This is a genomic window from Haematomicrobium sanguinis DSM 21259 (assembly GCF_000688395.1).
GTDB lineage: Bacteria > Actinomycetota > Actinomycetes > Actinomycetales > Micrococcaceae > Haematomicrobium > Haematomicrobium sanguinis.
In genome coordinates, this window is the sequence record NZ_JIAG01000021.1 from 1 (window position 1) to 11,007 (window position 11,007).

The window sequence follows — 11,007 nt, forward strand, 5'->3', positions numbered from 1 at the left end:
CATCAACAATTGTTGTGAAGGCCCCCAGCTAGACCACTGGGTTGATAGGCCAGAACTGTAAGCCTAGCAATAGGTTCAGGTGACTGGTACTAATAAGCCAACAACTTACACCACACACAGGTGACAACAACAACCGTCCAACGGTTGCTGCAAACAGAACACACACGCGTCCACTATATGGTTCCCAACCAACAAACCCCACCCCCAACACGGGAGTGAAACAAGGGCACCACCCACATATTTGAATAGAGTTACGGCGGTCATAGCGTGGAGGAAACGCCCGGTCCCATCCCGAACCCGGAAGCTAAGACCCACAGCGCCAATGGTACTGCACTCGGAAGAGTGTGGGAGAGTAGGACACCGCCGGACACAACCCCAGCGAGGCCCTGACACAACGACGTGACAGGGCCTCCACCCTTTAACCAGCCATCGGCGTAGAGTGAGAAAATGACGTCTAGGAAGCCGCCGCTCACCGATTTAGCGATTGCCAGTAGCGTTCAGCTCCAGCCCATTCACGCCATCGCAGAACGCGCCGGCATTCCAGAAAACGCTTTCGAACCCTATGGACGTTTCAAGGCTAAAGTGGATCCGCGGCGCGTCGAGGCGAGTGGCGCAAAAGGGAAGATTGTCCTGGTGAGCGCTATCTCCCCTACTCCGGCAGGCGAAGGCAAGAGCACCATGACGGTGGGCCTCGCCGATTCACTGAACCGGCGCTTTCAACTGGACGGCAGCGACAAACTGGCCATGGTGGCTTTGCGCGAGCCCTCCCTCGGGCCGACCCTGGGCATGAAGGGCGGTGCCACCGGCGGCGGCTATTCACAAGTGTTGCCCATGGATGAAATCAACCTGCATTTCACCGGTGACTTCCATGCGATAACTTCGGCAAACAATACGTTGTGCGCACTGATTGATAATCACATTCATCAGGGGAATGAGCTCAATATTGATCCCCGTCGGATCGCGTTCAAGCGAGTGACCGACACCAATGATCGTGCCTTGCGTGAAATCGTGGTGGGCCTTGGCGGGCCGGCGCAAGGCATGCCTCGGCAAGATGGTTTTGACATTACCGTCGCCTCCGAGATCATGGCCGTTTTTTGTCTGGCCACCAGCCTGGATGACCTCAAACAGCGTATTAGCCGGATCACCATTGGCTACACCTATGACCGCGAACCCGTGACCGTGGCGGACCTAGGCGTCGCAGGCGCACTCACGCTGCTGCTCAAAGAAGCAATACACCCGAACCTCGTCCAAACCATCGCTGGCACACCGGCGCTCGTGCACGGCGGACCGTTTGCCAATATTGCGCACGGTTGTAATTCGGTGTTGGCAACCTCGCTGGCAAAGCGCCTTGCCGATGTGGTGGTGACCGAAGCCGGATTCGGCGCCGATCTGGGCGCCGAAAAGTTCATTGACATTAAGGCACGCGCCTCGGGGCTTCTGCCGGACGCGGTGGTCCTGGTCGCCACGGTGCGCGCCCTGAAAATGCACGGAGGCGTAGCCAAGGATCAACTCTCAGAATTCGATCTGGATGCGCTGAAATCCGGGGTGGTGAACTTGGAGCGCCACATCGAAAATGTGCGCAAGTTCGGTGTAGAACCGATCGTCGCCATTAATAAGTTTTCCAGCGACCACCTCGAGGAACTGGACTGGGTGCTCGACTGGTGCCACCGGGCACGGGTCTCGGCCGCCGTCGCCGATGTCTGGTCTCAGGGCGGGGGAGGCGAGGGCGGAGACGAGATCGCCTCTTTAGTTCTCGACGCACTCGCCACCTCGACAGCGCCTTCGGTTCGCTACCTGTATGAGCTGGACCTGCCGGTAGCGGATAAGATCCGCACGGTGGCACGGGAGATTTACCGTGCCGAGGATGTGGAGTTTGGTCCGGCCGCACTGCGCAAACTGGCGGAGATCGCCAAGCACGGCTGGGACTCGCTTCCGGTGTGCATGGCGAAGACGCAGTACCCCTTCTCGGATGACCCTGCGCTCCTCGGTGCCCCCACGGGATTCACCCTGCACGTCAGAGATGTGGTGCCGAAAACCGGGGCCGGATTTATTGTCGCGCTCACCGGTACCGTCATGACGATGCCGGGACTGCCTAAGAAGCCCGCGGCGCTCGGTATGGATGTTGACGAAAACGGCAACGCCGTAGGGCTGAGTTAACCCGCTAAGGCGACCACACGCCGTCGTAATTCAATGCCGTGCGATTGCCCCGGATAGGATCGCTATATGTCCCAGGAGCAATCAACTGCGGGTGCCGGCGAGGCGGCCCGCGCCTTTCTTGCCGATGTCCAAGCTGCGGCGCCCAATCTTGCCGTGCTGAGCTCTGAGGAGGACCGCGGCCGCTACGCCACGGATCAAGGGCCGATCACTGATTTTCAGCTTCCCGACGCGGTGATGCTCCCCGAATTGGCGGAGGACGTACAGGCAATCATGCGCGCGGCAACACAGCACCGGATCGCCGTGATCGCCCGCGGCGCCGGCACTGGCGTCTCTGGTGCCGCCAATGCGACCCGCGGCAGCGTCATTCTGAGCCTGGAGCGCATGAACCGCATCCTGGACATTAATGCTTTTGATGAAACCGCCACCGTCCAGCCGGGAGTCATCAACGCGGAACTCAACCTGGCCGTCGCCGAATTTGGCCTCATGTACGCTCCGGATCCGGCAAGCTTCGCGATTTCCACCATCGGCGGGAACATCGCCACCAACGCCGGCGGATTGCGCTGCGCCAAGTACGGTGTCACACGGGACTCGGTCCTCGCCCTGAATGTGGTCTTAGCCGATGGGACGCTCCTGCGCACCGGCCACGACACGTTCAAGGGGGTCGCCGGACTTGACCTGACCAGCCTCATTGTGGGCTCCGAGGGTACGCTCGGCATTGTTGTCGCGGCGACCGTCCGGCTGAAATACCTGCCCGCAAAGACGGTCAACCTGGCGGCGTTCTTCCCCGATTTCCCGAGTGCCGCGGCCGGCGTGCAGGAGATCGGGCTCGAGCGGGTGCAGCCGGCCATCGTCGAATTGCTCAATCACACCTCGATGCGCTCCCTGGATGAACGCTTCGGCTCCGCTCTTGCCGATCGTGGCACCGCGTTGTTGCTCGTGCAGTGCGACGGGCTGGCCGCCGACCTCGAGGCGGAGCAAGTACGTGCGGCCATCGCCCGGGCCGGCGGAACCGTCGATGACTTGGACCCGGACAACGCCACAACGTTGATCAATTTGCGGCGCCAAAGCCGTGGGTTGGACGTGGATCAGCAGCTGCGCGTGGGCGAGGACGTCGCGGTTCCGCGCTCGCAACTTCGCGACTACGTGGCCGCACTGGAAAAGATTGCCCGTAAGCATGACACCCAGTTGGAAATCGTGGCGCACGCCGGGGACGGCAATCTGCACCCCACCTTCTACATCGAAACCGCCAACCCGACGCCGCAAGAACGCGAGACCCTCCTCCAGCGTCTCGACGCGGCGCTGGACGAATCCATCGACCAAGCGCTCGCCGCGCGCGGCACCATCACCGGGGAACACGGAATCGGCCAATACAAGCTCCGCTGGCTCGCCCAGGAAGTCCCGCCGGAATCAGCACGGCTACAACGCGAAATCAAGAACCTCTTTGACCCGCTGGGCATCTTAAACCCGGGCAAGGCAATACTCTAGCGGCACCTTTCGTGCGGTCATGCCCAAAAGTACGACGGCGCGTCCCCGGCACCTTGCCGAATCCTCCCCTGGACTTGGGGGCACGCGGGCGCTCAAAGCCGCCGCGTGCTCGATCGCACCACAAGCGAGGATTCCACGAGTTGATGTCCGGCCCGCAGGTCATCCGCGGTAGACTCCGGGCTCAAGGATCGCAATAGCGTTTGCGCCGCGATCCGGCCCTGTTCGCCCGGTGCCTGGCTGATCGTGGTCAGGCCCATTGCCTCGCCGAGCTCATGCCCATCGATGCCGATGAAGGAGACGTCCTCCTGAACTCGCAAGCCTAGCTGCGAGGCGGCAAGCATCCCTCCGATCGCCATTTCATCCGAGTCACAAAACACCGCCGTCGGGCGCCTTCCCGAGCCTAACAAAGCGGAGATCTTGGCTCTGGCATCGGCAATGGTGAAATCGGACTCGACGACCCAGGAGGCGTTGACGCCGGTCCCGGTTTCCGCCAGCGCGTCCGCGAAACCCCGTTGCCGCTGACCGATCAGCGAGTAATTCTCGGCAACCACCCGTCCCCCAGACACATGCGCGATGTCCCGGTGCCCGAGCCCGGTGAGATGAGTGGTCGCTTGGTGGGCCATGGCGTAGTCATCGACGCCCACCGTTGACAACCCCTCCAGCGAGAAGCCGATGCCCACCGCGGGCCGGCCCACGGAGCGTAAAAAGGACGCGTCTTGTTCCTTGAGTTGCATGGACACCGAGATCACGGCGTCGACTTGGCGCCGGTACAGGTAGTCGTGGAAAATGCGTTCGTCTTGTCCCGCTTTCAGCGCGGTGTTGTACAGGGTGAGGTCATAACCCAGGTCCTGTAGCGTCACGGCAATACCGCCGACCACCTGCGAATAGAACCAACGGTCAATCAACGGCACAATGACGCCGATATTTCGGGTACGTCCGGTCGCGAGCCCCGCCCCAAGCGAGGATGCGACGTATCCCAGCCGGGTTGCTGCCGTCTCAACCCGTTCCCGCGTCGTCGCGGACACGCGACCGCCAGGGGTCAGGGCGCGCGACACCGTTGCGGTGGAAACTCCGGCCGCGGCGGCAACATCTTTGATACCAGCCATGTGATCCCTCGGTTGAGTGGGTAAATAGGTAAGCGCTTGCACGACTAAGTGAACGGGAAAAAAGCCGTAAATACAAATATCTTACGGTAGGAATCCGCCCAGATCACGCACATTTGTGCATAAGAGTGTAAACGTTTACACTGTTACGAAAGTCACAACGTTGTGCCAGCAAGCAGCGGCACGCAAGGGGGAATTTACGCCAATGCGGAAGTTCAAGGTTGCCGCCGCGCTTACGGCTGCGGTGCTGGCCCTCTCGGGGTGCGCCACCGGGTCTGGTGCCGCGCCGCTGATCGGATCACCCAAGGAAATCACCATCTGGGCCGGAGAAAACGAGGTTGCGGGTCTGCAAGAGATCGCACGACAGTACACCGAGGACACCGGTGTCCAGGTGAACCTCGTCCAGCGGAACTTCAACGCCCAAGTGGTCAGCGATTTCATCACCCAGGTCCCCACCGGCCAGGGCCCCGATATTGTCTTGGGTGCCCATGACTTCCTCGGCCAACTGGTCACCAACGGTATCCTCGCGCCGGTCGAACTCGGGGACCGTCAAGACGAATTCGCGGACGTCGCAACGCGCGCGGTCACCTACCAAGGCAAAACCTACGGGATTCCGGTCAGCATCGAGACCATTGCGTTGCTCCGCAATAACGCGCTCACCCAAGAGAGCCCGCAAACCTTTGAAGAGCTCATTACCGCCGGACAAAAAGTGGTTGATACCGGTACTGCGGACTACCCGCTTGCCATCCCGCAAACTCCCGAGGGGAGCGATCCCTACCACCTCTACCCGTTGCAAACCTCCTTTGGCGCCCCGGTGTTCAAGACGAACGCTGACGGCGAATACATCCCCGAGCTCGCGATGGGTGGAGCTCAGGGCCAGGAATTTGCCGAATACTTGGCGCAACTGGGCAAGCGCGGGGTGCTCAACACGTCGCTAACCACCGACGTCACCAAGGATCTCTTCATCCGCGGCAAAACCCCGTTCCTGGTTTCCGGGCCGTGGAACCTTCCCGATCTGCGGGCGGCAAATCTAGACATGACGGCGCTGCCGATTCCGCCGGCGGGCGAGCAACCCGCGCAACCCTTCGTCGGCGTACAAATGGCCTACCTCAACGCGGAAAGCCGCGCCCCGCTGGCGGCGCAGGACTTTGCCACCAACTACCTCACCCGCGAGGACGCCCAACTGGCCATGTACAACGCCAACGGCCGTTCACCCGCACTGCAAAGCGCCATCGCCAAGATCGATGACGAGACGATCAAGAAATATGCGGACATCGCCGCGACCGGCGTCCCCATGCCCGCGATCCCGCAAATGGCCGCCGTCTGGAGCTTCTGGGGCGCCACCGAAGCGGGCATCATCAACCAATCCGGCGACCCACGCACCCTGTGGGACCGCATGATCACCTCGATCGAAGGGGCCATCAAATGAGCGGCACCGCGCTGAAACCAAACCCGTCCGCGCCCTCCGAGGACCCGCAACCCAAGTCCGCGCACGCGCACCTCGGACGCTCCGGATCCACCAAGGGTTTTCTCATCAAGCTGATCTTGATGGCCCTCGTGAACGCGTTTGGGCTCTACGGCATTCTCGCGGCGTGGGGCGTGCAAAACTGGGGGATCCTGACCTTCCTGGTGGTGACCCTCATCGCTGTTGATCTCATCTACTTCTTGCCCGGGCGCCGCTTGCTCCCGCTCAAATACTTGGCGCCGGGCCTCATTTTCCTGATCGTGTTCCAGGTCTTCGTTATCCTCTTCACCGCCTCCACCGCTTTCACCAACTACGGCGACGGACACAACTCCACGAAGGAAGCCGCCGTCCGCGCGCTGGTCGCCAACAGTGAAACCCGGGTGGAGGGCACCGCAAACTTCCGTATTGCCGTGGTGAAAAACGACGGCGGTCAGCTGGGTTTCGCAGCGCAACCCACCACCAGCGATGCCGGACAAAGCGGCTCCGCGCCCACCTTTGTCGGCACACCGGAAACCGGGCTTCAGCCGGTATCGGCCAACGCCGAAGGCGCCCCGAACTCCTGGCAGGTGCCGGGCTACACGGTGCTCACCGAAGACGAGATTCTGAGCCAACAACAGCAAATTGCCGAGCTTCGGATTCCGCTTGGCGCGGCGACCACGCTCGGCATGGCCGGGGCGCAACTGGAAGAGAATCAGTCCGCCGATAACGTCAGTTTGCGCAGCAACGACGGCCAGTGGGCGTATGTCTATTCCCCGGGACTCACCTATAACCCGGACACCGATGTCATGGTGGCTCAAGACGGGACCGAATACCGTCCAAGCGACACCGGAAACTTTGTGTCCGCGGACGGAAGTATGCTCACCCCTGGCTGGCAAGTCAACGTCGGGCTCAGCAACTTCTCTGCGATCTTCGACCCGCGGATTTTTGGCGGCCCGTTCATTGCGGTCACCCTGTGGACCTTTGCCTTTGCGTTCCTTTCCGTGGCCACGACCTTCTTTGCCGGGCTCTTCTTGGCGCTCCTGTTCAACAAGCCGGGCATGAAGGGACGCGGCATTTACCGAAGCCTGCTGTTCCTTCCTTATGCGTTCCCTGGCTTCCTCTCCATCCTGGTGTGGGCGGGTCTTCTTAACCGAGACTTTGGTTTCTTCAACGACGTCATTTTTGGCGGCGCCCAAATACCCTGGCTCACCGACCCGGTCCTGGCCAAATTCTCGGTGCTCTTTGTCAACCTTTGGCTCGGCTTCCCCTACATGTTCCTGATCTGCATGGGCGCACTGCAAGCGATTCCGCAAGACCTCTATGAATCGGCGCGCATTGACGGTGCCGGGCCGTGGAAATCGTTCCGACAGATCACTCTGCCGCTGCTCTTGGTGGCCGTCGGTCCGTTGCTGATCGCCTCGTTCGCGATGAACTTCAACAACTTCAACCTGATCTACCTGCTGACCGCAGGCGGTCCACGCGATTTGGACTCGACCACCGGCGTCGGCGCCACCGACATTCTCATCACGTTCGTGTACAAGATCGCGTTTGAGAGCGGCTCCAACCAGTACGGGGTGGCCAGCGCCATCTCGATCCTCATCTTCGTCATGATTGCCGTGATCTCCTTGATCACCTTCCGCCGTTCCAAGGCACTGGAGGACATCGCATGAGCACCCACACCAACGCTAATTCGCGCCGCGCGGCGCGGGAGCATCAAGGAAGCCCGGCCAACAAGCCCAGTCTCGGGCGTCGCTTCGCCCGCGGCGGATGGCGCCACCCGGTCGCCATTGCGGCGGTCATCTTTGCGATCTTTCCGCTCGCCTACACTCTCAGCGCGGCGCTCGCAACCACGGGAACACTGGTGGGTTCCAATGAACTCTTCGCCAGTGTCACCACCGCAAACTTTGAAGCGCTTCTCACCAATGAGCAGTCGCCGTTCTTGAAATGGTTTGCGAACTCGATCTTCATATCCACGGTCACTGCAATCGGGACGGTGCTCATGGGGGCCGCCGCGGCTTATGCGTTCTCGCGGTTCCGATTCCGCGGCCGAAAGTTCTCGCTGACCGCGCTGCTCATCATCCAAATGTTTCCGCAACTGCTCGCGTTCGTCGCTATTTTCCTGCTGCTTTTTGCCTTGCAAGATATCTACCCGGCACTTGGACTCAACTCGCAGCTCGGTCTCGTTGCGGTGTACCTGGGCGGCGCGCTCGGAGCCAACACCTTCTTGATGTTCGGCTTCTTCAACACCGTTCCACGTGAACTGGACGAGGCCGCGATGATCGATGGTGCGACGCACACCCAAGTCTTTTGGACGATCATCCTGCGCTTGGTGACCCCCATCCTGGTGGTGGTCGGGATGCTCGCCTTCGTGGGCACTTTCTCCGACTTTCTGTTGGCGCAAATAGTCTTGCAGGACCCGAATAGGTGGACACTCGCCGTCGGGCTTTATCAAATGGTGGCCGTGGAATACAGCGAAAATTGGGGCGTGTTTGCCGCGGGCGCGACCCTCGCCGCGATCCCGGTAGTGCTACTGTTTTTGTTCCTGCAGCGCTACATCGTCTCTGGGCTGACCGCCGGGGCCGTGAAAGGATAATTTTATGCAGCCTCACCACGATGGATCGGTCCTGTACGTCAAGAATCAGTCGCCGCGCCTGGGGGAACAGGTGAGTGTGCTGGCGCGAATTCCGGCGGATTGGACGGACGTGACCGGCGTGCACGTGCGCAGCGTGCGGGACGCGGAGCCGCACTATGACACGGCCACCCAGACGCATGATGACGGCACGTGGCTTTGGTATGAGGCCAGCGTGACTGCCACGAACCCAAGCACCAAGTATCGGTGGTTGATCCAACGCGGGCAAGGCACCGATGCGCGCAACGTGTGGCTGAACGCGACCGGGGTGCACACCAACGACGTTCCCGATTACAACGACTTTCGGTTGATCACCTTTGAGCGTGCGCCGGAATGGATTCGCGATCAGGTCATGTATCAGATCTTCCCGGACCGGTTTGCGCGTTCGGCCGCAGCCGATGAGCGCCAGCTACCGGAATGGGCGATCGCGTGCGACTGGAATTCGACTCCCGTGGTGCCGCGTGGGGACGAGACGCCGCGGCAATTCTACGGGGGAGACTTGGCCGGAATCGAGGAGCATCTGGATCACGTCCAGTCGCTCGGCGTGACGCTGCTGTATCTGACTCCCATGTTTCCGGCGGGGTCCAATCACCGCTATGACGCGAGCACTTTCACGCGTATTGACGATCTTCTCGGTGGAGACGAGGCGCTGGTGTCACTGGTGCGGGCGGCGCACGAGCGCGGGCTGAAAGTTATTGGCGATCTGACGACCAATCACTCCGGGGACAAGCACGAGTGGTTTACCGATTCCCACGGCAACCCCTCCTCCGAGTACTCCGACTTTTACTACTACCTAGATGCTCAGAACCAGGATTACGTCAGTTGGCTCGGTGTCCCGAGCCTGCCGAAGTTTGACTGGAAGTCTGAGGGTTTGCGCCGCAAGTTCTTCCTGGACGATGACTCGGTTTTGTGCCGGTGGCTCCAGGAACCCTTTAACCTGGACGGCTGGCGCATCGATGTTGGGAACATGACCGGGCGTATGGGGGCAGATGACCTCAATCATGAAGTGGCCGCCCTGGTGCGCAACCGGATGAATGAGGTGAAGCCCGGTGCAATGCTCGTGGCGGAATCCACCTCGGATGCGGCGCCGGACTTCGCCGGGGACACCTGGGATGGCGCCATGACCTACACGAACTTCACGCGCCCGTTGTGGCAGTGGTTGAGTGCCGCCAATACCGAGGATCCGGCGGCGCTGTCCTATTTTGGGCTGCCGCAGTCCCGTCCCGACGCAATAGACGCTGAGGCCTTTTTGCGCACGCACCTGGAGTTTTTGGCCGCGTTCCCGTGGCAGGTGCGTCTCAACAACATGAATGCACTGGACACGCATGACACCGCGCGCATCGCCAACGCGGTAGGCAACGAACTCTTGCCGGTCGCCATCGGGCTACAGTTCACGCTGCCCGGCATGCCGGTGCTGTTTGCCGGCGACGAGTTCGGACTGCGGGGGATCAATGGCGAAGACTCGCGCACGCCCATGCCGTGGGATGACGAGTCGCGCCGGTTGGTGGATCTGCGCGAGACCTACGCGCATTATGCCAAGTTGCGGCGCGAGAACCGTGCGCTCGTGGAGGGCGCGGTCCGATGGATTCACGCCGAGGGCGACGCGCTGTTATTTGCCAGGGAACTTCCCAGAGATAACGCCGAGAGTGGCGACGTCGACGCACTGTATGTGCTCGCGGCCCGGCGCGCGACCTCCTTCGAGGTCGATCCGCGCGAAATTGGTTTGCCCGCGGGCGATCCGGTGCTGATCGAAACGCACGGACCCGAAGTCCGCGTCTCCCCGTCTATGTAGCGCGACACGCCGAGGTTTCGGCGCGACACTCGGCGTGTCGATCCTTCTATAGTTCGTCAAGTGAGCTTTGGTTGAGTGTTCGGTATATGTGGCGGACGATGTAGCGTTTGAGGGATCGGCGGATTTCGGGTTTGGTTTTGCCTTCGGCGAGGCGTTTTTCTACGTATGCGCGGGTGTGGGAGTCGTGGGTCATGCGTGAGACCGCGATCATGTGCAGGGCCGCGTTGAGTTTCCGGTCGCCGCTGCGGTTGAGCCGGTGGCGTTGCGTGTTCCCGGAGGAGGCCGGGATCGGGTTCACGCCTGCTATCGCGGCGAACGCGGCTTCGCTTTTCACCCGGCGCGGGTGGGACCACACGATCATCGCCCGGGCGGCACTGATCGGACCGATCCCTTTTTC

Annotated in this window: 8 protein-coding genes and 2 rRNA genes; 8 read left to right on the top strand and 2 right to left on the bottom strand. The window is 61.2% G+C overall.

Annotated elements, in window-relative coordinates; genetic code table 11:
• The 4 genes from O148_RS0113660 to O148_RS16760 form a co-directional block, all read left to right on the top strand.
• Positions 1–114: ribosomal RNA gene (locus O148_RS0113660) — 23S ribosomal RNA — on the top strand; the annotation flags it as partial.
• 138 nt (positions 115–252) lie between these two features.
• Positions 253–369: ribosomal RNA gene (rrf, locus tag O148_RS0113665) — 5S ribosomal RNA — on the top strand.
• Positions 370–447: 78 nt separating this feature from the next.
• Entirely contained in the window at positions 448–2,157 is a 1,710-nt protein-coding gene (locus O148_RS0113670) for a formate--tetrahydrofolate ligase (RefSeq protein WP_026531368.1), read from the top strand.
• 66 nt (positions 2,158–2,223) lie between these two features.
• Complete coding sequence (locus tag O148_RS16760; protein WP_075204385.1) at positions 2,224–3,642, top strand: FAD-binding oxidoreductase; 1,419 nt, start codon at positions 2,224–2,226, stop codon at positions 3,640–3,642.
• Between the two features lie 92 nt (positions 3,643–3,734).
• Here the strand turns inward: O148_RS16760 and O148_RS0113680 are convergent, their stop codons facing one another.
• On the bottom strand, positions 3,735–4,748 hold the full coding sequence (locus O148_RS0113680) for a LacI family DNA-binding transcriptional regulator (protein ID WP_026531369.1): 1,014 nt from the start codon (positions 4,746–4,748) through the stop codon (positions 3,735–3,737).
• A gap of 202 nt (positions 4,749–4,950) precedes the next feature.
• On the opposite strand from O148_RS0113680, the gene O148_RS0113685 reads away from it, so the two are divergent.
• Genes O148_RS0113685 through O148_RS16765 form a run of 4 tightly spaced genes read left to right on the top strand, consistent with a single transcriptional unit; the run spans position 4,951 to position 10,610 of the window.
• The gene (locus tag O148_RS0113685) at positions 4,951–6,174 is read left to right on the top strand and encodes a sugar ABC transporter substrate-binding protein (protein ID WP_026531370.1); all 1,224 of its coding nucleotides are present in this window, start codon (positions 4,951–4,953) and stop codon (positions 6,172–6,174) included.
• Positions 6,171–7,859: an ABC transporter permease subunit gene (locus O148_RS0113690; RefSeq protein WP_026531371.1), complete on the top strand. Its 1,689-nt coding sequence runs from the start codon at positions 6,171–6,173 to the stop codon at positions 7,857–7,859. The genes O148_RS0113685 and O148_RS0113690 overlap by 4 nt, the downstream gene beginning before the upstream one ends.
• Positions 7,856–8,782 carry a sugar ABC transporter permease gene (locus O148_RS0113695; protein WP_051620237.1) on the top strand — a complete coding sequence of 309 codons (927 nt, stop codon included), beginning with the start codon at positions 7,856–7,858 and terminating at the stop codon, positions 8,780–8,782. The genes O148_RS0113690 and O148_RS0113695 overlap by 4 nt, the downstream gene beginning before the upstream one ends.
• 4 nt (positions 8,783–8,786) lie before the next feature.
• Positions 8,787–10,610 (top strand): glycoside hydrolase family 13 protein, encoded by a 1,824-nt coding sequence (locus O148_RS16765; RefSeq protein ID WP_051620238.1) that lies wholly within the window; start codon positions 8,787–8,789, stop codon positions 10,608–10,610.
• A gap of 46 nt (positions 10,611–10,656) precedes the next feature.
• Here O148_RS16765 and O148_RS0113705 read toward each other — a convergent pair.
• Positions 10,657–11,007: transposase (locus O148_RS0113705; RefSeq protein ID WP_026531373.1), on the bottom strand; the 351-nt coding region annotated here is incomplete at its 5' end.

Excerpts from the sequence above, each read along its gene's own strand:
- O148_RS0113670 (WP_026531368.1), top strand. The coding sequence starts at position 448 with ATGACGTCTAGGAAGCCGCCGCTCACCGATTTAGCGATTGCCAGTAGC.
- O148_RS16760 (WP_075204385.1), top strand. The coding sequence starts at position 2,224 with ATGTCCCAGGAGCAATCAACTGCGGGTGCCGGCGAGGCGGCCCGCGCC.
- O148_RS0113680 (WP_026531369.1), bottom strand. The coding sequence starts at position 4,748 with ATGGCTGGTATCAAAGATGTTGCCGCCGCGGCCGGAGTTTCCACCGCA.
- O148_RS0113685 (WP_026531370.1), top strand. The coding sequence starts at position 4,951 with ATGCGGAAGTTCAAGGTTGCCGCCGCGCTTACGGCTGCGGTGCTGGCC.
- O148_RS0113690 (WP_026531371.1), top strand. The coding sequence starts at position 6,171 with ATGAGCGGCACCGCGCTGAAACCAAACCCGTCCGCGCCCTCCGAGGAC.
- O148_RS0113695 (WP_051620237.1), top strand. The coding sequence starts at position 7,856 with ATGAGCACCCACACCAACGCTAATTCGCGCCGCGCGGCGCGGGAGCAT.
- O148_RS16765 (WP_051620238.1), top strand. The coding sequence starts at position 8,787 with ATGCAGCCTCACCACGATGGATCGGTCCTGTACGTCAAGAATCAGTCG.